This is a genomic window from Amycolatopsis acididurans, assembly GCF_012328925.1.
In the GTDB taxonomy this organism is placed as follows: domain Bacteria; phylum Actinomycetota; class Actinomycetes; order Mycobacteriales; family Pseudonocardiaceae; genus Amycolatopsis_E; species Amycolatopsis_E acididurans.
The window spans coordinates 160120-182788 of record NZ_JAAXLS010000002.1; the positions used below are offsets into that span (position 1 = coordinate 160120).

Annotated in this window: 27 protein-coding genes; 21 read left to right on the top strand and 6 right to left on the bottom strand. The window is 70.2% G+C overall.

Annotation, left to right across the window (positions count from 1 at the left end; translation table 11 throughout):
- The first annotated feature begins 65 nt into the window (after positions 1 to 65).
- The 15 genes from HFP15_RS43375 to HFP15_RS04215 all read left to right on the top strand — a co-directional run bounded on the left by HFP15_RS43375 (position 66) and on the right by HFP15_RS04215 (position 12735).
- Positions 66 to 191 (top strand): hypothetical protein, encoded by a 126-nt coding sequence (locus HFP15_RS43375; protein ID WP_281355474.1) that lies wholly within the window; start codon positions 66 to 68, stop codon positions 189 to 191.
- On the top strand, positions 188 to 622 hold the full coding sequence (locus tag HFP15_RS04150; protein ID WP_168511599.1) for a hypothetical protein: 435 nt from the start codon (positions 188 to 190) through the stop codon (positions 620 to 622). Before HFP15_RS43375 ends, HFP15_RS04150 begins: the two co-directional genes overlap by 4 nt.
- Positions 619 to 1848, top strand: a complete 1230-nt coding sequence (locus HFP15_RS04155) for an NRAMP family divalent metal transporter (RefSeq protein ID WP_168511601.1) — start codon at positions 619 to 621, stop codon at positions 1846 to 1848. Before HFP15_RS04150 ends, HFP15_RS04155 begins: the two co-directional genes overlap by 4 nt.
- 10 nt (positions 1849 to 1858) lie before the next feature.
- Complete coding sequence (locus HFP15_RS04160; protein WP_168511603.1) at positions 1859 to 2242, top strand: hypothetical protein; 384 nt, start codon at positions 1859 to 1861, stop codon at positions 2240 to 2242.
- The gene (locus tag HFP15_RS04165) at positions 2242 to 2574 is read left to right on the top strand and encodes a hypothetical protein (RefSeq protein WP_168511605.1); all 333 of its coding nucleotides are present in this window, start codon (positions 2242 to 2244) and stop codon (positions 2572 to 2574) included. Before HFP15_RS04160 ends, HFP15_RS04165 begins: the two co-directional genes overlap by 1 nt.
- 95 nt (positions 2575 to 2669) lie before the next feature.
- Positions 2670 to 3776 carry an NDMA-dependent alcohol dehydrogenase gene (locus HFP15_RS04170; RefSeq protein WP_168511607.1) on the top strand — a complete coding sequence of 369 codons (1107 nt, stop codon included), beginning with the start codon at positions 2670 to 2672 and terminating at the stop codon, positions 3774 to 3776.
- Between the two features lie 11 nt (positions 3777 to 3787).
- Positions 3788 to 4906: an NDMA-dependent alcohol dehydrogenase gene (locus HFP15_RS04175; protein WP_168511609.1), complete on the top strand. Its 1119-nt coding sequence runs from the start codon at positions 3788 to 3790 to the stop codon at positions 4904 to 4906.
- Between the two features lie 146 nt (positions 4907 to 5052).
- Positions 5053 to 6648 carry an ABC transporter substrate-binding protein gene (locus HFP15_RS04180; RefSeq protein ID WP_312871456.1) on the top strand — a complete coding sequence of 532 codons (1596 nt, stop codon included), beginning with the start codon at positions 5053 to 5055 and terminating at the stop codon, positions 6646 to 6648.
- The gene (locus tag HFP15_RS04185; RefSeq protein WP_168511611.1) at positions 6633 to 7652 is read left to right on the top strand and encodes an ABC transporter permease; all 1020 of its coding nucleotides are present in this window, start codon (positions 6633 to 6635) and stop codon (positions 7650 to 7652) included. Before HFP15_RS04180 ends, HFP15_RS04185 begins: the two co-directional genes overlap by 16 nt.
- Complete coding sequence (locus HFP15_RS04190; RefSeq protein ID WP_168511613.1) at positions 7639 to 8505, top strand: ABC transporter permease; 867 nt, start codon at positions 7639 to 7641, stop codon at positions 8503 to 8505. The genes HFP15_RS04185 and HFP15_RS04190 overlap by 14 nt, the downstream gene beginning before the upstream one ends.
- Positions 8502 to 9527: an ABC transporter ATP-binding protein gene (locus tag HFP15_RS04195; RefSeq protein ID WP_168511615.1), complete on the top strand. Its 1026-nt coding sequence runs from the start codon at positions 8502 to 8504 to the stop codon at positions 9525 to 9527. Before HFP15_RS04190 ends, HFP15_RS04195 begins: the two co-directional genes overlap by 4 nt.
- Entirely contained in the window at positions 9524 to 10492 is a 969-nt protein-coding gene (locus tag HFP15_RS04200; RefSeq protein ID WP_168511617.1) for an ABC transporter ATP-binding protein, read from the top strand. Before HFP15_RS04195 ends, HFP15_RS04200 begins: the two co-directional genes overlap by 4 nt.
- Positions 10489 to 11139: an IclR family transcriptional regulator gene (locus HFP15_RS04205; protein ID WP_312871457.1), complete on the top strand. Its 651-nt coding sequence runs from the start codon at positions 10489 to 10491 to the stop codon at positions 11137 to 11139. Before HFP15_RS04200 ends, HFP15_RS04205 begins: the two co-directional genes overlap by 4 nt.
- Complete coding sequence (locus HFP15_RS04210) at positions 11126 to 11794, top strand: response regulator transcription factor (protein ID WP_168512460.1); 669 nt, start codon at positions 11126 to 11128, stop codon at positions 11792 to 11794. The genes HFP15_RS04205 and HFP15_RS04210 overlap by 14 nt, the downstream gene beginning before the upstream one ends.
- 23 nt (positions 11795 to 11817) lie before the next feature.
- On the top strand, positions 11818 to 12735 hold the full coding sequence (locus HFP15_RS04215) for an SDR family NAD(P)-dependent oxidoreductase (protein WP_168511621.1): 918 nt from the start codon (positions 11818 to 11820) through the stop codon (positions 12733 to 12735).
- A gap of 81 nt (positions 12736 to 12816) precedes the next feature.
- Here HFP15_RS04215 and HFP15_RS04220 read toward each other — a convergent pair whose 3' ends face one another.
- Together HFP15_RS04220 and HFP15_RS04225 are read right to left on the bottom strand one after the other, a co-directional pair.
- Positions 12817 to 13260, bottom strand: a complete 444-nt coding sequence (locus tag HFP15_RS04220; RefSeq protein ID WP_168511623.1) for an Hsp20/alpha crystallin family protein — start codon at positions 13258 to 13260, stop codon at positions 12817 to 12819.
- A 100-nt stretch (positions 13261 to 13360) separates the two neighbouring features.
- Complete coding sequence (locus tag HFP15_RS04225; protein WP_168511625.1) at positions 13361 to 13702, bottom strand: STAS domain-containing protein; 342 nt, start codon at positions 13700 to 13702, stop codon at positions 13361 to 13363.
- 126 nt (positions 13703 to 13828) lie between these two features.
- Between HFP15_RS04225 and HFP15_RS04230 the strand changes: the two genes are divergently transcribed.
- From HFP15_RS04230 to HFP15_RS04250, 5 genes are read left to right on the top strand one after another with little or no spacing between them, the layout of a single operon-like run.
- Positions 13829 to 14698 (top strand): STAS domain-containing protein, encoded by an 870-nt coding sequence (locus tag HFP15_RS04230; RefSeq protein WP_168511627.1) that lies wholly within the window; start codon positions 13829 to 13831, stop codon positions 14696 to 14698.
- Positions 14698 to 15075 (top strand): STAS domain-containing protein, encoded by a 378-nt coding sequence (locus HFP15_RS04235; RefSeq protein WP_168511629.1) that lies wholly within the window; start codon positions 14698 to 14700, stop codon positions 15073 to 15075. Before HFP15_RS04230 ends, HFP15_RS04235 begins: the two co-directional genes overlap by 1 nt.
- The gene (locus HFP15_RS04240) at positions 15072 to 15491 is read left to right on the top strand and encodes an anti-sigma regulatory factor (RefSeq protein WP_168511632.1); all 420 of its coding nucleotides are present in this window, start codon (positions 15072 to 15074) and stop codon (positions 15489 to 15491) included. Before HFP15_RS04235 ends, HFP15_RS04240 begins: the two co-directional genes overlap by 4 nt.
- A complete protein-coding gene (locus HFP15_RS04245; RefSeq protein WP_168511634.1) occupies positions 15488 to 16477 on the top strand; it encodes an ATP-binding protein in 990 nt (329 codons plus the stop codon). The genes HFP15_RS04240 and HFP15_RS04245 overlap by 4 nt, the downstream gene beginning before the upstream one ends.
- Positions 16477 to 17727: a PP2C family protein-serine/threonine phosphatase gene (locus HFP15_RS04250; protein WP_168511636.1), complete on the top strand. Its 1251-nt coding sequence runs from the start codon at positions 16477 to 16479 to the stop codon at positions 17725 to 17727. The genes HFP15_RS04245 and HFP15_RS04250 overlap by 1 nt, the downstream gene beginning before the upstream one ends.
- 1 nt (position 17728) lies before the next feature.
- Here the strand turns inward: HFP15_RS04250 and HFP15_RS04255 are convergent, their stop codons facing one another.
- Positions 17729 to 18133 (bottom strand): ATP-binding protein, encoded by a 405-nt coding sequence (locus tag HFP15_RS04255; protein ID WP_168511638.1) that lies wholly within the window; start codon positions 18131 to 18133, stop codon positions 17729 to 17731.
- Between the two features lie 99 nt (positions 18134 to 18232).
- Here HFP15_RS04255 and HFP15_RS04260 point away from each other — a divergent pair, with 99 nt between their 5' ends.
- Positions 18233 to 19774: an acyl--CoA ligase family protein gene (locus HFP15_RS04260; protein ID WP_168511640.1), complete on the top strand. Its 1542-nt coding sequence runs from the start codon at positions 18233 to 18235 to the stop codon at positions 19772 to 19774.
- A gap of 180 nt (positions 19775 to 19954) precedes the next feature.
- Here the strand turns inward: HFP15_RS04260 and HFP15_RS04265 are convergent, their stop codons facing one another.
- From HFP15_RS04265 to HFP15_RS04275, 3 genes are all read right to left on the bottom strand, one after another.
- Positions 19955 to 20338 carry a PPOX class F420-dependent oxidoreductase gene (locus HFP15_RS04265; protein WP_168511642.1) on the bottom strand — a complete coding sequence of 128 codons (384 nt, stop codon included), beginning with the start codon at positions 20336 to 20338 and terminating at the stop codon, positions 19955 to 19957.
- 106 nt (positions 20339 to 20444) lie between these two features.
- Positions 20445 to 21098 carry a response regulator gene (locus tag HFP15_RS04270; protein WP_168511644.1) on the bottom strand — a complete coding sequence of 218 codons (654 nt, stop codon included), beginning with the start codon at positions 21096 to 21098 and terminating at the stop codon, positions 20445 to 20447.
- Positions 21095 to 22630 (bottom strand): sensor histidine kinase, encoded by a 1536-nt coding sequence (locus HFP15_RS04275; RefSeq protein ID WP_168512462.1) that lies wholly within the window; start codon positions 22628 to 22630, stop codon positions 21095 to 21097. The genes HFP15_RS04270 and HFP15_RS04275 overlap by 4 nt, the downstream gene beginning before the upstream one ends.
- Positions 22631 to 22669: the final 39 nt, after the last annotated feature.

Here is a 22669-nt window from a genome sequence, read left to right on the forward strand (position 1 = left end):
CGCAGCGCGCACGGCGCGGGTTTCGGCATGGGGAGCAGGGGTAGCCCTCCGCCAGGAGGACGCGAATGCTGGAGACCGCCGGACTCGACATCCTGATCGCCTGGGCGATCTTCGCCGTCCTGCTCGGTCTGCTCGCGTTCTTCATCCTGCGCGGCGGCCGTCGCGACCCGCTCGACGAGGACGACGAATGAGGGCCGTGCGGCTCGCCGTCGCGGCGCTGCTACTGGCCTCGTGCGCGGGCCCGACCGTCTCGGCCGGCCAGTACCGGGCCAAGGTCACTCAGACGGCGAAAGCCATGAGCAGCATCATCGTCACCGCACAGCACGCGGCGCGCCTCGATCTCGACGGCAAACTGCTGCACACCGTCACCGACTCGGTGGTCAGCGACGCCGAACAGGACGCCGGCTCGGTACGGACCACTATCGAAAGCAGGCAGCCGCCCGACAACGCGTCCGACCGGCTACGGCACCAGGTCGAACAACCGCTGCAGCAGGCCACCGCGCTGCTCACCGATCTGCGCGTCGCGGTGCGCGACAACGACGACAACGCCCAGCGGGCGGCCGCCGACGCACTCGGCGGGCCGCTCGACGCCTTCCAGCAGCTGTCCGGGGTCTCCGGATGAAAGGCGTCCTCAACCTCACCCTCGGCGTGATGACCGCGATCGGCGGGTTCGTCGACATCGGCAACATCGTCACCGGCGGCGTCACGGGCGCGCGGTTCGGCATGACGCTGGCCTGGGCCGTCGTGCTCGCGACGGCGATCATGGTGCTCTACGGCGAAATGACGGGCCGCGTCGCCGCCGTGGCCCAGCGCGCGACCTTCGATCTGGTCCGTGAACGGCTCGGGGTGCGGTTCGCGATGGTCAACCTCGTGGCCAACCTGCTGCTCGCGCTGCTCACGCTGGCGGCCGAGATCGGCGGCGTGGCACTCGTGCTGCAACTGGTCACCGGGGTGCAGTACCTGATCTGGGTGCCGGTCGTGGGCGCGGTGGTGTGGCTGAGCATCTGGCGGCTACCGTTCAAGGTGATCGAAACGGCGTTCGGCCTGCTCGGACTGTGCCTGCTGGTGTTCGCCGTCGCCCTCGTCGCACTGCCCACCGACTGGGGCGAGCTCTGGCACGAGATGATCCATCCCGCGGTGCCCCAAGGCGAGGCGCTGCCGACGTGGCTGTTCTACGCCATTTCGCTCGTGGGCGCGTGCATCGTGCCGTACCAGGTGATCTTCTTCTCCTCCGGCGGGCGCGAGGAACGGTGGTCGATCCGCAACCTGCGGGAGGCGCGGGGCAACGCGTTCGTCGGTTTTCCTCTCGGCGGGCTGCTCAGTCTCAGCGTCATGGCCGTGATGGTGCCGGTGCTGCGGCCCGACTCCGTCGACGTCAAGCATCTCGGCCAGGTCGCGCTGCCGGTCGCGCAGGCGCTCGGCGTCATCGGCCTGATCCTGACGTTCATCTCGTTCTTCGCCTGTACCTTCGCCGCGGCCGCGGAATCGGCGTTGTCGTGCGGTTACAGCGTGGGCCAGTATTTGGGGTGGTCGTGGGGCAAATGGCATCGGCCGTCCTCCGCGCCGCGCTTCCACGTGGTGAGCCTGGCAGCGGTCATCATCGCGACCGGGTTCGTGCTGACCACCATCGACCCGATCACCGTCACGATCGTCAGCGTCGTGCTCGGCGCGGCGGCCGTACCACTGACGTACCTGCCGGTGCTGGTGGTCGCCAACGATCGCGAGTACATGGGCGAGTACGTGAACAAACACTGGCAGAACGGACTCGCCACGATCGCGCTGCTGGTGATGCTCGTCGTCTCCGTCGCGACGCTGCCACTGCTGTTCGCGACGAAGGCCGGACAGTAGGGAAAGCGTCATGGCCGATGACATCGTGACCGCCAACGAAATGCTCCTGGACCGCCAGATCTACGACCGCGACGGCGTGGAGGTGGGCAAGGTCGACGACATCGAGGTGACGATCCCCGGCGACGGCGGGACGCCGGTGCTGACGGCTCTGCTGTGCGGCCCGACCGCGCTCGGCCCGAGGCTCGGTGGCCGGCTGGGCATGTGGTGGACCGCGATCGGGCGGCGGCTGCGGCCCAACGACGAGCTGTACCCGGTCCGCATTCCCGCCGAGCTGGTCACCAGGTTCGACCGCCACGAGGTGCGGCTGCGGGCTCCGGCGGGCGAACTGCCGACCGAACGCCTGCGCGAATGGACACGGGAGCACATCGTCCGCCGTATTCCCGGGAGTCATTGATGCGGGGTGTGTGGTTCATCGGCCGCGGTGTCGTCGATCGCGACGGCCGCAACGTCGGCTACGTGCACGATCTCGTGTTCCGCATCGTGCCCGGCGACCCGCCGCGGTTCGAACTCGTCGGGCTGGAATGCGGCAAGGCCGGGGTCGGCGACCGGCTGGGCTACACGCGCGACACCATGGCGGGGCCGTGGCCGCTGACCGCGTTGTTCCGCTGGCTCAGCCGCCGCTCGCGCTTCGTCGAATGGTCGGCGGTGCGGCGGATCGGCCGCGAGCGGATCGAGATCAGCAAATCCCGCGACGAGCTGGAACGGTTCACCGAAATCAGCTCGTGACCGGGCCGCGCCTTTCGTGACGTGGAAGGGCTGTGGCCGTCCCCGCGCCCGCCGGCGCATCGTTGACCCGCGCCGCCTCCAGAACGGGGAACCAGATGACCATCACGCGTGCCGCGATCTGCCGGGAACCCCGGCGCCCTTGGGAAATCGCCGAAATCGAGCTCGACGAGCCGAAGGCGGGCGAGGTCCGGATCAAGTTCCATGCCGCGGGTCTGTGTCACTCCGACGACCACATCCAGAAGGGCGACGCGCACATGCGTTTCCCCGTCGTCGGCGGGCACGAAGGCGCGGGCGTCGTCGACGCGGTCGGTGCCGACGTGACGAGGGTGGCGGTGGGCGACCACGTCGTCTGCTCGTTCATCCCCGCCTGCGGCCGCTGCCGCTACTGCTCGACGGGACAGCAGAATCTGTGCGACGAAGGGAAAAACGCGTCCACCGGCATGTTCGCCGACGGCACGTTCCGGTTCCACCTCGACGGCGAGGATCTCGGCGGGCTCTGCGTCCTCGGCACTTTTTCCCAGTATGCCGTGGTTTCCGAGTACTCCTGCATCAAGATCGCCGACGACATCCCCTTCGACGTGGCCGCGCTCGTCAGCTGCGGGGTGCCCACCGGCTGGGGCACCGCCGTGTACGCGGCCGGTGTGCGTGCCGGGCAGACCGTGGTGATCTACGGTGCCGGCGGTGTCGGTAGCAACGCGGTGCAGGGTGCGCGCTATGCCGGTGCGAAGAACGTCGTGGTGGTCGATCCGGTGGTGTTCAAACGGGACATGGCCAAGGTTTTCGGTGCCACGCACACCTTCCCGGACGCGAAATCGGCGCACGAGTTCGTGGTGGAAACCACCTGGGGCCAACTGGCCGACCACGCGCTGATCACCGTCGGCGTGCTCTCCGACGAGGTGATCGACGCGGCGGTGCAGGTGGCCGGCAAGAGCGGCCAGGTGACGATCACGGCTGTCGGCGCCGGCATGATCGACGCGCCGCCGGGCATGCTGATCGGCTACCAGCGCCGCATCCAGGGCGCGATCTTCGGTGCCTGCAACCCGCTTTACGACGTGCCCCGGCTGCTGGGCCTGTACCAGTCCGGCGATCTCAAGCTCGACGAGCTGATCACCCGCCGGTACTCGCTCGACGAGGTCAACCAGGGGTATCAGGACATGCTGGACGGCAAGAACATCCGTGGCGTGCTCGTCCACGAACACTGATTGGGGTTGGCATGCCTGTCACGACTCGTGCCGCGATCACCCGCGCCGCCCACCGGCCATGGGAGATCGTGGAACTCCAACTGGACGAACCGAAAGCACACGAGGTGCGGGTGCGCTTCCACGTCGCCGGGCTGTGTCATTCCGACGACCACATCACGCGCGGCGACGCACCCGTGCGGCTGCCGGTCGTCGGCGGGCACGAGGGCGCCGGGATCGTGGAATCCGTCGGCCCCGGCGTGTCCCGCGTCAAACCCGGAGACCGGATCGTCTGCTCCTACATCCCGGCCTGCGGCGCCTGCCGCCCCTGCTCCACCGGGCACCAGAACATGTGCGAGAAAGGGCTCAATGCCTCCACCGGCATGTTCCTCGACGGCACGTTCCGCTTCCACCTCGACGGCGAGGATCTCGGCGGTTTCTGTACCCTGGGCACGTTCTCGCAGTACGCCGTCGTGTCCGAATGGGCGTGCATCCCGCTCGCCGACGACATTCCCTTCGAGATCGCCGCGCTCGTCGGCTGTGGGGTGCCGACCGGCTGGGGGTCGGCCGTGCACGCCGCCGGCGTGCGTGCCGGGCAGACCGTGGTGATCTACGGTGCCGGGGGAGTCGGTAGCAACGCGGTGCAGGGTGCGCGCTACGCCGGTGCGAAGAACGTCGTGGTGGTCGATCCGGTGGCGTTCAAACGGGACATGGCCAAGGTTTTCGGTGCCACCCACACCTTCCCGGACGCGAAATCGGCGCACGAGTTCGTGGTGGACACCACCTGGGGCCAACTGGCCGACCACGCGATCTGCACGCCCGGGGTGCTCACCGAGGAGATCGTCAACGCCGCCGTGCAGATCACCGGCAAGGGCGGCAAGGTCACGATCACCGCCGTCGGCAAACTCGGCGAGAACAGCGTGCACCTGCCCGGCGGGATGCTGATCGGCTACCAGCGCCAGATCCGCGGTGCGCTCTTCGGCGACTCCAACCCGCTCTACGACGTGCCGCGACTGCTCGACCTCTACCGCGCGGGCGATCTCAAACTCGACGAGCTGATCACCAACCGGTACTCGCTCGACGAGGTCAACCAGGGCTACGCCGACATGCTCGACGGCAAGAACATCCGCGGCATCATCCTGCACGACGTCTGAACGGCCACCGCCGAGACGAATGACGTAGGCGGGGCAAGTTCCCTTCCGCCCGGCGAAAGCGAACCGCACGCCGGACGGGCCATCGCACACCCTGATCCCGGCCGCGACGCGGCCCCGATGAGTTCCGCAACGGAGCGGGAGTTCACGTGAAAACCAGGACACAGCGTCTGTTCGCCCTGCTGGCGACGATGTTCCTCCTCGCCGCCTGCGGCGGCACCACCCAGGCCGGGACGTCGCCGTCCGGCCCGCCACAGCGCGGCGGCACGCTCACCGTGCTCGAAGCCGGCAGCTTCGCCGGCGCGTGGCCCAGCGGCCTCGACCCCGCCACCAACACCACCGGCGGCGCGAACATCAGCCAGATGACCGCGATCTTCGGCAGCCTGTTCCGGCTGGAGGCCAACGACGACGGGACCAACGCCCACGTCGTTCCCGATCTGGCCGGCGGATACGAGATCAGCCCCGACGGGAAGTCGGTGAAGATCACGATCCGGGACGGCGTCAAGTTCAGTGACGGCACGCCGTTCAACGCCGAGGCCGTCGCGTTCAACTTCAACCGGGACATCAAATCCACCTGCACGTGCGCCCCACGGTGGCCGCTGGTGTCCGGCGGCGGCATCACGACCGAGGGCAACGCGGTGGTCCTGAAGTTCACCCGGCCCTACGCCTCGGTGATCAACTCGATGCTGGTGTCCAATTCGAACTGGATCGCCTCGCCGACATCGTTGCAGCAGCAGGGTCCCGACCAGTTCAAGATCACCCCGGTCGGCGCCGGTCCGTTCAAGGTCGAAAGCAACACGCTCAGCTCGGAGCTGCGGTTGACCCGCAACGAGACCTACTACAAGCAGGGCCAGCCCTACCTGGACAAGCTGATCTTCAAATCGGTCGGCGGCGACCAGCCCGCCTACCAGGCCGTGCTCGCCGGGCAGGCCCAGGCCTACGAGGGCATGGTCACCACACCGCTGATCGAGCAGGCCAAGGCGAACAAGCAGCTCTCGGTCACCATCCAGCCGCCCACCTCGCCGTACGTGATCCAGCTCGACACCAAAGCCGCGCCGTTCAACAACGAAAAGGCGCGTGAGGCGATCTACTACGCGACCAATGTGGACGCGATCCGGAAAGGACTGTTCAAGGACTGGTACCCGGCGGCACAGACCTTCACCGGGCCCGGCGGGCTGTTCCATCACGCCACCATTCCCGGTTACCGCACCTATGACCTGAACAAGGCCAAGGCGCTGGTGGCCGAACTCGGCGGGCTCACGGTGGATCTGGGCACGCTCAAGAACTACGTGGCCGAACAGGTGATCACCGCGCTCAAGAGCCAGTGGGAGGCGGCGGGCATCACGGTCACGATGCATTCCGACGAGCTGAATGCCCTGATCGGGAACTTCAACTCGAACAAATGGCAGGCGATGCTGCAGACCGCGGGCGCGTGGGATCCCGCCGCCGGGGTCGGCGTCTCGTTCCGGTTCGACTCGACCTCGCCGTTCAGCGGAGTCGCCGACCCGGCACTGGACACCCTGCTCAACCAGGCGGCCGCCGCCACCGACCCGGCGCAACGCGAGTCCTCCTACACGCAGGCGGGCCAGCTCATCAGCGACAAGGCCTACGCGCCCTACATCCTGGCCTTCGCGCCGGCGAACATCGCTTCCACGAAGGTGCACGGGCAGGGCCTCACCACGCAGATCCCGCCACTGCTGGTCAACACGACCGTCAACTGGGACACGGTATGGATGACGCAGTGACCCTGACCGGCACCGGTCCGGGCGCGGCGGCCCGGATCCTGCGGTCACCGAGTCTGCGGCTCCTCGCCCGGCGGCTGCTCGCCGCGATCCCGATCGTGCTCGGCGTGAGCATCCTGACCTTCCTGGTGCTGAGCCTGATCCCCGGTGACGCGGCGCAGCTGCTGCTCGGGCCGGAGGCCACGCCCCAGCAGGTCGCCGCGATGCAGCACCAGATGGGCCTGGACCAGCCCGCCGTGCTGCGGTATCTGAACTGGCTCGGCGGCGCGCTCACCGGCGATCTCGGCAACTCGCTGGTGAGCGGCCAGCCGGTGACCGGCGAACTCGGCTCGCGGCTCGGCGTGAGCGCCGAACTCGTCGGGCTGGCGTTCGTGATCTCGCTCGGCCTCGCGATCCCGGTCGCGCTGCTGGCCGCCCACCGGCCGAACAAGCTGCTGGACCGGGTGAGCATGCTCGTGTCCATCACCGGCCTGTCGGTGGCCAACTACGTGTTCGCGCTGCTGCTGGTGCTGCTGTTCGCGGTGCAGCTGACCGTGTTCCCGGCGATCGGGTTCGTGCCGCTGAGCCAGGGGCTGGGCCAGAACCTGCATTCGATGTTCCTGCCCGCGGTCGCGATCGCGTTCCCGCTGTTCTGCTTCTACACCCGGTTCCTGCGCGGCGATCTGGTCGATCAGCTCCAGGGCGAGGACTACATCGTGACGGCGCGGGCGAAGGGCATCGGGCCGTGGCAGGTGTTGCTGCGCCACGCGTTCCGCAACTCCTCCTTCGGCCTGATCACGGTGGTGGGCCTCAATCTGGGCTCGCTCATCGGCGCGACCGTGATCATCGAGCAGATCTTCGCCCTGCCCGGGATCGGCCAGCTGCTGCTGCAGGCGATCAACACCCGTGACTTCACGGTCGTGCAGGCCTGCGTCGTGGTGTTCGCGATCGTCGCGGTGCTGGCCAACCTGCTGACCGATCTGCTCTACGCCGTTCTCGACCCGAGGATCCGCTATGGCGACAGTTGACGCGACCGCGTCGGTCCTGGTGGCCGAACCCGTCCGGCGCCGGGGCTGGCTGCGCCACCTCGAGCTGATCGTGCCGGTCGGGGTGCTGGTGCTGGTCGCGGGCGCGTGTTTCGTGTGGCCGCTGTTCGGGGCGGTGCCGCAGCCGGTCGGAGGCGACGTGCTGGAGTCCAGCCTGCCCTCGTTCTCGCCGGGCCACCTGCTGGGCACCGACCCCAACGGCAACGACGTGTGGGCGCGCCTGCTCTACGGCGGCCGGACCTCGCTCATCGTCGGCGTCTCGGTCAACGTGCTGGGCCTGGTCATCGGCGGCACCCTCGGCGCGGTCAGCGCGTACGCCGGCGGCGTCGCCGACGCGGTGATCATGCGCGTGCTGGACGTGCTGATCGCGTTCCCCTCGCTCGTGCTGACGCTCGCGGTGGCGCAGAGCCTCGGGCCGAGCCTGCTCAACACGATCTTCGCGCTCGCGTTCTTCTCGGTCCCGGCCTTCGCGCGGCTGTCCCGATCGGCGACGCTGCGGCTACGGGAACAACCGTTCATGACGGCCGCGAGCCTGTGCGGCACCAGCGTGTTCCGCATCCTGTTCCGGCACATCGCACCGAACATCGCGCCGCAGCTGGTCACGTTCTCGATGCTCGGGATGGGCATCGTGATCGTGATCGAGGGCGCGCTGAGCTTCCTCGGGCTCGGCATCCCGCCGCCCGCGCCGAGCTGGGGCAACATGATCTCGCAGGGCCAGCAGAGCCTGTCGGCGACGCCGATGCTGGTGGTCTGGCCGTGCCTGGCGCTGTTCGTGACCGTACTGGCCTTCAACCTGCTCGGCGAAACGCTGCGCGCACGCTGGAGTGGCCGATGAGCATCGACGAGGTAGCAGAAGCCGCGGCGACGCCGGCGGCCCGGGATTCCCAGCCGCTGCTGGAGGTCGAGGACCTCCGGGTGCGTTTCGACGCTCGCGGCCGGCGTGTGAACGCCGTCAACGGGCTGTCCTACCGGCTGGCGGCAGGCCGGATCCTGGCCATCATCGGGGAATCCGGCTCGGGCAAGAGCGTCAGCTCACGGGCGCTGATGGGGCTGCTGCCGCCCACCGCGAGCATCACGGGCTCGGCGCGGTTCCGCGGCACCGAACTGCTCGAACTGTCCGAAAAGGAATGGCGGAAACGGCGTGGGGCGGATATCGCCATGGTGTTCCAGGACCCGGCGCGCTCGCTCAACCCGACCATGCGCATCGGCACCCAGATCACCGAGGCCGTCCGCGCGCATTCCAGCGGGGACAAGAAAGCCGCGCGCGAGCGCGCGAGGGAACTGCTGCGGCTGGTCCGGTTGCCCGCGCCGGAGCGGCGTTTCCACGAGTACCCGCACCAGCTCTCCGGCGGGATGCGGCAGCGGGTGATGATCGCGATCGCGCTCGCCGCCGATCCGAAACTGCTCATCGCCGACGAGGCGACCACCGCGCTCGACGTGACCACCCAGGCCCAGATCATGGACCTGCTGCTGGAACTGCAGCAGCGGCTCGGGACCGCGATCATCCTGATCAGTCACGACCTCGGGCTGGCCGCGAGCTACGCGCACGAGGTGATCGTGATGTACGCGGGCCGGGCCGTGGAGTACGCCCCGGCGCGCACCCTGTTCGACCGGGTGCGCATGCCCTACACGCAGGCGCTGCTGGGCGCGATCCCGCGGCTGGAGCGGCCGCCGCACGCGAAGCTTCCGGTCACCCCGGGCCAGCCTCCCGACCTGACCGCGTTGCCGCCCGGCTGCCCGTTCGCGCCGCGCTGCTCCCGCGCCGGCGACGACTGCCACACGAAGGCGCCGCCGTTCGCCGAAGGGGAACCGGGGCATTGGTGGGCTTGCTGGCATCCGTGCGAAGGAGCGTCATGAACACCACTCTGCTGTTCGCGCGCAACGTCGTGCAGGAATTCACCGCCCGGGGCCGCGGCGGCACCAAGGGCGGCGTGGTCCACGCCGTGTCCGACGTGTCGTTCGACATCCGCGCCGGCGAAACCCTCGGCGTGGTGGGGGAGACCGGCTCCGGAAAGTCCACTTTGGCCAGATCGGTGTTGCAGGCGCCGCGGCCGAAATCCGGTCAGGTGTTCTTCCGCGGCGAGGACCTGATGAAACGCAGGCGCCGCGGGCTCGCCGAGGCGCGGCGGCACATGCAGATGGTGTTCCAGGACCCGTTCGGCTCGCTCAATCCGCGCTGGCGCGTGAGCGAGATCGTGGAAGAGCCACTCGTCGGCTACGGCGCGCCGAACCGGCAGCAGCGCGTGCGCGATCTGCTCGACCTGGTGGGGCTCAACCCGGACACCTTCGGCCGCAGGCGCCCGCACGAGCTCTCCGGCGGGCAGTGCCAGCGGGTCGCCATCGCCAGGGCGATCGCACTCGACCCGGCGCTGATCGTATGCGACGAAGCGGTGTCCTCTTTGGACGTGCTCATCCAGGCGCAGGTGCTGAACCTGTTCGAGCGGCTGCGCGCCGAACTCGGCCTGTCCTACCTGTTCATCTCCCACGATCTCGCGCTGGTCAAACAGGTCAGCGACCGGGTCGCGGTGATGCACCTGGGCCAGCTGTGCGAGGTCGGGCCCGCCGAGTCGCTCTACCGCGCGCCGCTGCACCCCTACACGGTCGCGCTGCTGTCCTCGATCCCGAAGCTCGATCCGCGCGCCACCCGTGAGCGGGTCACGATCAAGGGTGAGCCGCCGTCGCCGGTGTCCCCGCCGAGCGGATGCCGGTTCCGCACCCGCTGTCCGCGCGCGGCCGACAAATGTGCGGCCGAGGCGCCGCCGATGCGCGAGCTGGCGCCGGAGCACACCGTCGCGTGCCACTTCCCGGTGACGGGCGAGTGACGAGGGAACCGCCGGCGCGGCGTGTGCTGCGGCTGATCGAGGCGTTCGGCGCGGCGACCGGCGCGCTGAAGCTGACCGAGCTGAGCCACCGCGCGGGGCTGCCGCTGTCCACGACTCATCGCATGGCGGGCGAGTTCGTCCGGTGCGGTGCGCTGGAGAAAAGCGCGGCGGGATACCGGATCGGGGCGCGGCTGCGGCGCGCGGTCATCGACGCGCCGCACGGCCTCGGCGTGCGGGAGCTGGCCCGGCCGTTCGTCGAGGACCTCGGCGCCGCGACCGGAAAGCCCGTCGTGCTCGCGATGCGGCAGGGACGTGAGCTGGTGTGCGACGAGTATCGCCCCGACGGCGAAGCCGGGTGCGGGCGGCGCCGGGCGCTGAACGGGACGAGCGCGGGCCTGGTGTTGCTCGCGCACGCCCCGCCGGAGATCAGCGACGGGCAGCGCGACCTGGCGCGGGTGCGCCGCTGCGGGTTCGCCGCGACGCCGGACGGCGTGGCCGCCCCGGTCCACGACGGGACCGGCGCCGTGGTCGCGGCGATCGGCGTGGCGGGCACCGCGCGGTACGTCTCCGCCGTCGTCGCGGTGGCCCGCGGCATTTCCCGTGCACTGGGAGCGAAGGAGGCAGGAGGTGGCGATGCTGACCCGTGAGGACACGATCGGTGTGCTGCTCGTCGACGACCACGCCGTCGTGCGACGGGGCTTGACCGCGTATCTGGACGTGCTGGAGGACATCCGCGTCCTCGGCGAGGCGGGTGACGGGCGTGACGCGCTGCGCTGGCTGGGCGGCGCGACCGAACTGCCCGACGTGGTGCTGATGGATCTGATGATGCCCGGGCTCGGCGGGGTCGAGGCCACGGGCGAGGTCACGCGCGGCTATCCGGGTGTGCGGGTCGTGGTGCTCACCAGTTTCGGCGAGATGGAGCGCGTGCACGCGGCGATGGCCGCCGGTGCGGCCGGTTACCTGCTCAAGGACGCCGAACCGGACGAGATCGCCGCCGCGGTGCGTGCCGCCGTGCGCGGGGAGGTGCGCCTGTCCGGCCGGGTCGCGCGTTCGCTCACCCGTGAGCTGACCGCGCCGAAGACGGGCTTGGCCGCGCTGACCGCGCGGGAACGGGAGATCCTGCGGCTCGTCGCGTCCGGCAGTTCCAATCAGCAGATCGCCGACCGGCTGGTGATCAGCGAGCGCACCGCGCGCACCCACGTCAGCAACGTGCTGGGCAAGCTCGACCTGACCTCGCGCACCCAGGCCGCCCTGCTGGCGATCCGGGAAGGCCTCGTGTCGCCGCCCGGCACCGTCTGTTGAACCAACGAAAACCGAGGTGGGACATGGAGATTTCACTCGCGGGCAAGGTCGCCGTCGTCACCGGTGCCGGTCCGAACATCGGCAGCGGCATCGCGCTGGCGCTCGCCCGCTACGGCGCGACGGTGGCGTGCAACGATCTCGACGCGAACGCGGCGAAGGCGTGTGTGGAACGGATCGAGCGCAACGGCGGCAGCGCGATCGCGATTCCCGGCGACGTCACCGACGAGGACGAGGTACTGGCGTACCTGAAGGCGGTCACCGATACCTTCGGCCGCCTGGACATCCTGGTCAACAACGCGGCACTGCTCGGCGGCCGCGGGGTGCTCGACGAGAGCGCCGAGTTCTTCTCCCAGGCCGTGCAGGTGGCCGCGATGGGCAACTTCCTCAACACCAAGCACGCCGGGCGGTACATGGCCGAGCACGGCATCCGTGGCTCGATCGTGTCCATCTCCTCGTCCAACGGCTGGTCCGGGACGGCGGGGGTGATCGCCTACGCGTTCCACAAGGGCGGCGTGAACAACTTCGTGCGCGCGGCCGCGATGGACCTCGCGCCTTATGGCATCCGCGTCAACAGCTTCACCCCGACCGCGCCGACGCCGGACAATCCGGACCTCATCGCCGAGCAGGGCCCCGGCGGCGTGCTCGACCGGCCGCGTACGGGCGGACTGGGCGGCCCCACCGGCGGGGAATCGTGGCGGCGGCCGTCGCGCTGGGCGGGTGAGCGGATGCCGCTGGTGCCGATGGGCACCACCGGAACGCCCACCGACATCGGCCACGCGGTCGCCTGGCTGTGCTCGGACTACGCGCGGCTGATCACGGGCTGCGATCTGGTGGTGGACGGCGGCGCGCGGGCGAAGAACTTCGCCTATGCCCCGGCGGCGCCGGACCAGCTGGCCGGTCCGCTGCCCGTGATCCCGCTGGACCTGGCAGGGGAGGGGTAGCCGAGCGCAGGGTCTTGCCCACCGTACGAAAGCGGCGCGGCACCCACTCGCCGGTGGGCGCCGCGCCAGGCGGCCGCGGGATTACTCGCCGCTGGTGATCTCGATGCGCCGGGGCTTGGCGGCCTCGGCCTTCGGGATGCGTACGGTCAGCACACCCTCGTCGAGGGTCGCGGCGATGTTGCCACCGTCCACGTCACGCGGCAGCGAGACCCGGTAGGCGAACTTGCCGACGCGACGGGCCTTGCGGTGGAACCGGCCCTCGCGCTCCTTGTCCTTGAGCTCGCCGGTCACCCGGATGTCGGTGCCGTCGGCCTCGACGGTGATGTCGTCGCGACGGACGCCGGGCAGTTCGATGTCGAGCACGTACTCCTGCTCGGTCTCGGACACGTCGGCCCTCGGCGTGAATAGCTCCGGCTGCGGCTGCTCGTCCCGGCGCGGGACGAGGCTGTCGAAAAGCCGGTCGAAGTCGCGGAACGGGTCCAGACGGCGCACGGAGCCGCCGGTACGCATGGCAGGCAGCGCCATGTCGCTCACCTCCTGAAACTTTCTCGGCCCGCCCGTCGGGCCGTCACCTCGTACTACGAAATTGAGTCGAGGCTTGTTCCCAAAGTTGAGCGTATTGAACTCAGCTTTCGTCCAGAGCGAACACCGCGGACAAGCCGGTCAGATCGAGGATCCGCCGCGCGTACTTGTTGACGTTGGCGAGCGTGATGGTGCCGCCGCGCTCCTCGGCCATCGTCCGGGCGCGCACGAGTGCGCTGATGCACGCCGAGTCGAAGAACGACAGGTCCGCGAAGTCCACGACGAGCCGCTGCACGCCCTGGTCAAGCAGATCCGACACCGCCCGGTCGAGCTGTTGCACCGCGGTGTGGTCGATCTCGCCGAGCAGGCGGATCCGCCCGGTCTCGCCACCGGCCTCGACCTTCACCGCGTTCGCACTGGGATGAATGGCTTCGTCCTCTCTCATCTGGCCGCTCCTGATCATCTCCGGGCCCCCGTGTTGTCGCGAGGCACCGCGTGACTTAGCTTTGCCCTCAAGTCGGGAAACCCTTGGCGGACCGTACCGCGTCCGCCACATCTAGGCTCGGGAGCGATGACAGCGTCGGCGGACCACGAGATCAGTTCCATTGTCAGCGAGTTCCTTGACAGGCGCAGGGAACCGATCGTCGCCGAGTGGTCGGCGTCGCAGTTCTTCGCCGGCGGAGGCGGCGACCGTGAGCAGGCGGCCATCGACTGCGCCGAGGTGCTCACCGGCGTGCGGCGCGCGGTGGTCGCGGGAGACGCCGACAACCCCGCGGCCGACGGTTTCGCCGGCATCCGCACGCTGCTGGAGGTCCTGACGGCCCAGCAGAGTGACGATTCGCGGCTCGTCGTCGACACGGCGGCCAGCATCCGCTCGCTGCGCGACCCGCTGCTGCGCCTGTGGCACGAGGAGAACCTCGCCGACGGCGCGGTCGTCCCCGGCGCGATCCTGCTGGGCGCGGCCGTCGACACGCTCGGCCTGGTGCTGCTCGACGTCGCGCTCAGCGCGGGCCGCGACACCATCGCCAGCCAGCGCGAGCAGCTCGCGGAGCTGTCCACGCCGGTCATCAAGCTGTGGGACGGCGTGCTGGCCATCCCGCTGATCGGCACCCTGGACAGCATGCGCAGCCAGGTCGCCACCGAGAGCCTGCTGCAGGCGATCCTCGACCAGCAGGCACGGGTGGCCATCCTCGACATCACCGGCGTGCCGACCGTCGACACGATGGTCGCCCAGCACCTGCTCAAGACCGCGCAGGCGGCCCGTCTGATGGGCGCCGAATGCGTGATCAGCGGCATCCGGCCGCAGATCGCGCACACCATGGTCCAGCTGGGCATCGACCTGGAAGAGGTCGTGACGCGGGCCAAGCTGGCCGACGCCTTCACCTACGCCCTGGGCAAACTCGGGCTCTCCGTCGTCGGCACGGGACCCGGCGACCTCTGATGGTCCAGGTCCCGATCATCAACATCCACGGCGTCCTGCTGGTCACCATCCAGGACGAGCTGCTCGATGACTCGGTGTCCGAACTTCAGCAGCACATCGGCGAGCAGGTCGTCGAACAGCACGCGCGCGGAGTGCTCATCGACATCTCCGTGCTCGACGTCGTGGACTCCTTTCTCGCCCGCACCCTCCACGACATCGCGGCGACCACGAGCCTGCTGGCCGCGCAGACCGTCGTGGTCGGCATGCGGCCCGCCGTCGCCATCACGCTCGTCGAACTGGGGCTGGTACTGCCGGGCCTGCGCACCGCGCTGTCGGTCGAGGACGGTCTCGAACTGCTCGGCCGCGGCAACGGCACGGTGCGGACGGGGCCTCGGTGACCCAGACTCCTTCCACCGAAACCGTGGCCATCACGACCGAGCCGGACATCGTCGGTGTCCGCAAGGCCGCACGTGACGCCGCGATCAAGGCCGGGTTCAGCCTCGTGCAGCAGACGAAACTGGTCACCGCCGCCAGCGAGCTGGCCCGTAACGCCCTGGTCTACGGCGGGGGCGGGCAGGCCGAGATCGCCGTCGAGGAGACCGCCGGCACCGCCACCGTGCACCTCACGTTCACCGATAACGGTCCCGGCATCCCCGACGTCGAGGTCGCGCTCACCGACGGCTACACCACGGGTTCCGGTCTCGGACTCGGCCTCGGCGGCGCGCGGCGGCTGTCGGACCAGTTCGAGATCGACTCCGCCCCCGGAAAGGGCACGACCATCCGGATGTCCATCTCCGCGCGCAGATCGCCATGACCCGCACCGACCTGGTCGTGTCGGAGGACAGCCACGTCGGCCGTGCCCGCCGCCTCGCCGCGGCCGCGGCACAGTCGGCCGGGCTGCCGACCGCCCAGGTCCACAAGGTCGCGCTCGCGGCCACCGAACTGGCCAGCAACCTGGTCAAGCACGCCAGGCGCGGTGTCTTCACCGTCGTGGCGCTGCCCTGGCAGCTCGACCTGCTCGCGGCCGACACCGGCCCGGGCATCCGCAGGCTGGAGCAGAGCATGCGCGACGGGTACTCGACCACCGGCACGCTGGGCGGCGGGCTCGGCGCCATCCGCCGCGCCGCGCACTTCTACGACGCGTACTCGCTGTCCGGGCGCGGCACCGCGGTGCTCGCGCGCTGGCACACCTCCGGCGAACCTCCGCGCGGCGTGCGGATCGGCGCGGCGCGGCTGACCGCACCCGGCGAGACCGAATGCGGTGACATGTGGGGGTTCGGCACCGCCGGCGGCACCGTGACGATCGGGCTCAGCGACGGCCTCGGGCACGGTCCGGGTGCGGCGACGGCCAGCGAGGCGGCGGTGGAAACGGTTGCCACTCATGCGGGACGACGGCCAGCCCTTATCCTTGAAGCGATGCACGCCTCACTAGCCCGGACCCGCGGTGCGACCGTCGCGATCACGCAGATAACGCCCGCCGACGACCGAATGCGCTTCTGCGGCATAGGAAACATCGCCGTACGTGGCTACTCCGCCCCCGACGCGCCCGTGCAACGGTTGTTGTCACGGCCAGGCATCGTCGGCGCGGGAACGGCACGCCCGGCGCCGGATTCCACCGGCGCGTGGTCGCCGTCGAGCTGGCTGGTGCTGCACACTGACGGAGTGTCCGAGCGGTGGAATGCCGGGGACTGGCCGGGCCTGCTGCGGCACGACCCGGCCGTAGTGGCGGCCTGGGTGCTGGCGCAGCAGAGCCGTGGTCGCGACGACGCCTGTGTCGTGGCGGTCGCCGGAGGTGGCTGATGACGGACCTGCAACACGATGAGCTGGTCCGCGAGCTGCGCGAGACCATCCAACGCCAGCAGCGCGAGCTGCGCATGCACCAGCAGGAGCTGGCCCAGACCAACGCGGGCCTGCTCGCCCTGCACAGCGAAGTCGAGCGGCAACGGCAGCGCTCGGCGTTCCTCGACGAAGTGAGCCGCACCGTCTCCGCCTCGTTGCGCGGCCAGGAGGTGGCAGACGCGCTCGTGCAGCTCGTCGAACGCGAAGGCGTGGCCTCCTCGGCCTGTGTCTGGATGCTCAACGACCACGACCAGGTGCACTGCGAACCGCGCACGGCGGGCACGCCGGACGCCGCCGTCAACCGCGTGCTCGCGACCCGCCAGCCGGTGATGGAACAGGACCGGATACTGGCACCGCTCACGGTCGGCCCGAACCTGATGGGCGTGCTGGACCTGCGGCGTGACGAGCCCGGATTCGGCGATGACGATCTCGCCTTCGTCACCGCCGTGGCCACCCGCTCCGCGGTCGGCCTGCGCAACGCCAACGAGTACGAACGCGAACGGGACCTCGCCGAACGCCTGCAGCGCACGATGCTGCCGACCCTGGAGGTGCCGCCGGAACTGCGGATGTGCGCGCGGTATCTGCCCGCGGCCCGCGGGGTCAACGTCGGCGGCGACTGGTTCGACGCCTTCACCCGCCCCGACGGCACCGTCGTGCTGACCGTCGGCGACGTCACCGGGCACGGCCTGGAAGCCGCCGTGATCATGGGCAAGCTGCAGAACGCGCTGCGTGCGTACGCGCTCGAGGGCCACGGCCCGGCAGGCACGCTGCGGCTCACGCACAACCTGCTGCGCGGCTGGGGCAGTCCGCTGCTGGCCACCGCGGTCGTGATGGACCTGCAGCTGTCCACCGGCCGCATCCGCTGGGCCAACGCCGGGCACCTGCCGGTGTTCGTGTCCGGCCAGGAAGGCGAGGTGCGCGCGCTCGACCGGCCCAACGCCCCGCTGATGGGGGTGCCGTTCACGTTCCGCCTCACCGAGTACGAGGCCAAGATCGACCCGGGGGAGACGGTCCTGCTCTACACCGACGGGCTCATCGAGCGGCGTTCGCAGTCCATCGACGACGGGATGGACCGGCTCGCCGGGGTTTTCGCACGTACGAAGGGCATGGACATCGACGCCGCCGGTGACCACATCCTGCGCGAGCTGCTCGGCGAGGACGAGCACGACGACGACGTGTGCCTGCTGCTGTGCGAATGGGGCCGCGACTGAGTCACCTGCGCAGGTCGAACTCCGCCCACACCCATTTGCCGCCGTCGGTGACCTCGTGCCCCCAGGCGCTCGCGATGGCGTGGATGAGCGCCAGCCCCCGGCCTCGTGCCGACAGCGGGTCCATTCCGCGCAGCACCGGCGGGCTGGTGGCCTCGTCGGCGACGCGCAGCCGCATCCGAGCGTCGTCGACGAGAAGCTCGACGACGACGCCCCCGTCGCCGTGTTCGACCGCGTTCGTGACCAGCTCCGAGGCCGCCAGCACCACGTCGGCGATCAGCCCGTCGGAGACGGGGCACGATCCCAGCGCCCGCCGCACGAAGGTCCTCGCCTCTGTCGCGGCGCGGTTCGTCGGCGCCAGCCGCAGTCGCTGCGCACGTCGCGGTCCGCCGTGCACGTCACCGCCCATTTCACTCCCGGATACCCAGAGGTGGCGCTTCTATCCCCGTGTGCGGGCACGGGTTACGATCCGGCTTCGTGGGCCAGCGCACCGTCTGGAGGCCGGGGAATGTCGCAGGAGCTGTCGTTCGAGCCGTTGACGCCGGTGTCCTACCTGGACCGGGCGGCGGGCGCGCACGGTGACCGGGTCGCGGTCGTCGACGGGGAGCGGCGCTGGACCTACGCCGAACTGCACGACCGCTGCCGGCGGCTGGCCGGGGCCCTGGCCCCGATCGCGCACGGCCGTCCGGTCGCGGTGCTGGCGCCGAACTCGCACGTGCTGCTGGAGGCGCATTTCGGGGTGCCTTGGGCCGGCGTGCCGCTGGTCGCGGTGAACACCCGGCTTTCCTCGGCCGAGGTGGCCCACATCCTGCGGCACAGCGAAGCCTCGGTGCTGATCTACGACGCGGCTTTCGCCGAGGTCGTGACCGACGTGCTGCCCCGACTGCCGGCTTCGCCGGTGCTGGTCAAGGCGGGGGAGCAGTACGAGAACCTGCTCGCCTCGGCCACCCCGAAGGCCGAGGCGGTGACCGACGAGCGTTCCCTGCTGTCGATCAACTACACCTCGGGCACCACCGGCAAGCCCAAGGGCGTGATGTACCACCACCGGGGCGCCTACCTGCAGGCGCTGGCCATGGTGGGGCACACCGGGCTGTCGCCCTCGGCGGTGCACCTGTGGACGTTGCCGATGTTCCACTGCAACGGCTGGTGTTTCCCGTGGGCGGTCACGGCCGCCGCCGGGACGCACGTGTGCCTGCCGAAGGTCGACGCGGCCGAGGTGTGGCGACTGATCCGCGACGAGGGCGTCACGCACCTCAACGGCGCGCCGACCGTGCTGTCGATGCTGGCCTACGCGCCCGAGGCGAGCCCGGTGTCGACGGTGCGCGTCGCGACGGGCGGCGCCCCGCCGTCCCCGGCGATCCTGCGGCGCATGGGGGAGCTGGGTTTCCAGGTCACGCACCTGTACGGGCTGACCGAGACGTTCGGCCCGGCGATGATCTGCGACTGGCGGCCGGAATGGAACGAACTCGACCCGGCGACGCAGGCCCGGCTCAAGGCGCGGCAGGGCGTCGGGAACATGATCTCCTGCCAGGCGCGGGTGATCGGCGACGACGGCGCGGACGTGCCGTCCGACGGCCGGTCGATCGGCGAGATCTCGTTGCGGGGCAACAACGTCATGCTCGGCTACTTCAAGGACCCCGAGGCGACGAGGCAGGCCGCGCCGGACGGCTGGTTCCGCACCGGCGACCTCGGCGTCGTGCATCCCGACGGATACGTCGAGCTGCGCGACCGCAGCAAGGACGTGATCATCTCGGGCGGGGAGAACATCGCCTCCGTCGAGGTCGAGCAGGTGCTGGCCGAGCATCCGGCGGTGCTGGAGGCCGCGGTGGTCGCCGTGCCGCACGAGCGGTGGGGCGAGGTGCCCGCCGCGTACGTGACCCTGCACGAGGGCGCCGCGGTGACCGAGGCCGAGCTGATCGAGTTCGTCCGCGAGCGGATCGCGCGCTTCAAGGCACCCAAGTCCGTGGTGTTCGGCCCGCTGCCCAAAACCTCGACGGGCAAGATCCAGAAGTTCCTGCTCCGCGAATGGGCCCGCGACCTAGGCGATTAAGGCGTGTTTGTAAGCGGCGGAGCCGCTTGTTGTGCGGGACTCAGCTTGCACCGCCGCGGGTTCTGAGGTGGTTCCTCGCGAGGACAGCGCCGACGTGGTGAATTGGCATTCATGAGGAGGCGATCCCACAGCGAGGGGCCGCCTCAGGTTCCGCCACTGGCGCCGCTACGCAGACCACTTTCAGACACTCTCCAGCTCCACGCGGTAGTGGAGGGTGCGGTAGCCCTTGAGCTTGTGGGCCAGGGGTACGAGCACGCCGTGCAGGAGCGGGTGTTTGCGTGTCAGCAGGCGCGCGGCGTGCCGGGCCTCGTCGCCGCTCAGCAGCGTCGCCCGGGCGCGGACCGGCTCGCCGGTCGGTGTGCCGCCGAAGGTCGACGGGGTGATCGTGACCTCGGGGTTGTTGCGCAGCCGCCGGGCTTTCCACGCCTTGTCGTAGGTGCGGAAGTACCCGTGGTCGTCCTCGACGGCGAGGTTGACCGGGGTGCCGACGGGCGTGCCGTCACGCTTGAAGGTGGTCAGCAGAATCGTGTGCTGCCGGGCGAGATCCTGGACTGTCGTGGTCATGGCCGGTGTCCCTTCGGGTGTTGTGTCAGGGACGTGGCGGCACGGCGATTCGTGACAGCGGCGGGCACCGGCGTCTGCTCGTGGCGGCGCGCCCGGCCTGGCCCGCTCAGGGCCGAGGAGGCTGGTGATTCCTCTTCGCCAGGTACACCGCGGCCTCGGTGCGGCGCTCGAACCCCAGCTTGTGCAGCAGCGAGGACACGTAGTTCTTCACGGTCTTCTCCGCCAGGAACAGCCGTTCGGCGATCTGCCGGTTGGTCAGCCCGCCCGCGATCAGCTCCAGCACGCGCCGCTCCTGCGGGCTGAGCTGCTCGTACTGCGGATCGGGCTCGCTGCTCTCGCCGCGCAGCCGTGCCAGCACCGACGCGGTCAGGTTCGCGTCGAGCAGCGAGCCGCCCGCGGCGACGGTGCGCACGGCCTCGACCAGGTTGCTGCCGGACACCTGCTTGAGCATGTACCCCGCGGCACCGGCCATGATCGCCCCGAACAGCGCCTCGTCGTCGGAGTACGACGTCAGCATCAGGCACGCCGGCGGCGGCTCGACGAGCGCGCGGATGTCGCGGCACACCGATACGCCCTCGCCGTCGGGCAGCCGCACGTCCAGGATCGCGACATCGGGCCGCACCGCGGGAATGCGCGCCATCGCCTCGGCCGCGGTGCCCGCCTCCCCGCTGACCTTGAGGTCCCCGTCCGCCTCCAGTAGCGTTCGCAGCCCCGTCCGCACCACCTCGTGGTCGTCGAGCAGGAACACCGAGATCGTCATGGCTGCCCCTCGAGCGCCGCCGTCCATTGCAGTTTCGTGCCGCCGACCGTGCGCGGTCGCACGGAAAGTGTGCCGTGCCATCGTTCCGCGCGGCGCCGCAGGTTCACCAGTCCCGCACCACCGGGCAGTTCGTCCGGCAGCCCGACCCCGTCGTCGATCACGGACAGCGTCAGCTGCCGCCCGCTCCGGTCCACCGTCACCTCGATCGCCGCCGACGACGCGTCCGCGTGCCGGGCCACGTTCGACAGTGCCTCCCGCACGCTCGCGATCAGATCGGACCGCACCGGCCCGCGCACCGCGGCGTCCAGCGGCCCGTCGAAGCTCACCCGTGGCTCGAAGCCCAGCAGCGGCGCGCTGTCCTGCGCCAGACGCAGCAGGTCCGACCGCACGCCGTGCGCCTCCGCCGGCTCCTGCAAGGAGAAGATGCTGTTGCGGACGTCCCGGATGGTGCGATCCAGATCCCGCACGAAGCCGGTGACCTTGTCCGACAGCACCGGGTCGTCGCTGGTCCGGCTCAGCCCCTCCAGTCCCAGCCCGATCGCGAACAACCGCTGGATCACCAGGTCGTGCAGGTCACGGGCGATCCGGTCGCGGTCCTCGAACACCGCCAGCCGCCGCCGGTCGCCCTCGGCGCGCGCGAACTCCACCGCCAGCGCGGCGTGCATGGCGAAGTCACGGACGAGCTCCACCTCGGCGTCTGTGAACGGGACCTTGTCGTGGAACCTCGCCACGAGCAGCACGCCGAGCGTCTCCGAACCCACGATCAGCGGCGCCGCGATGGCGGAGTCGAGATCCTTGATCGTCGTGGGCAGCGTGCGGTTCGTCCCGGCCTGCTGAGCCACCACGTGCCCGCCGTACTCCCGCACCACGACCGGTTGACCGCTGGTGTAGGCGACTCCGGTGGCCGTGCCCTCGGCGGGCACCGTCGCGCCCGCCAGCCACTGGTACTCCGCGTCGGGGGAGGCGAGCACATCGAACACGAGCGTGCCGGGCTCGGACTCGCTGGGCAGCGCGACCGCCCCCGCGGACGCGCGCGCGACGTCACGGGCCCGCTCGGCGATCAGGCGCAACGTGGTGCCGCTGTCCTCGCCCACCAGCAGCGCGGCGGTCACCTGATGGGACGCGTCGCGCCAGCGTTCCCGCTGCAGCGCGTGGTCGTAGGTCCGCGCGTTGCGGACAGCGACCGCGGCCGTGTGCGCGAGCTCGGCGAAGACCTGCTCGTCGGTGCCGGTGAACCCGCCGGGCTTCGCGCTCGCGCACAGACGCGCGAACGGCTCGCCGTCCACCACGATGGGCAGGCTCAGCGTGCCCGGGCCGGCTGGCAGGTCCGCGGTGGTGCGGTATTCGGCCGGTTTACCGGACTGGACGACCTCGATGAGCCGCTCGCCGGGATCGTGCACCGCCGCAACCGCGTGGTCGGCACCGGTCAGCGCCCGCACATGCTCCACGACGCGCTGCAGCACGGTGGGCTGCCGCAGGTCGGCCGCGATGTCGATCACCGCGTCCAGCAGCGCCCGCGCGCTGGGTTCCATCACCGGCAACTCCCTGCCGAAGCCTGACGTACGCCGACC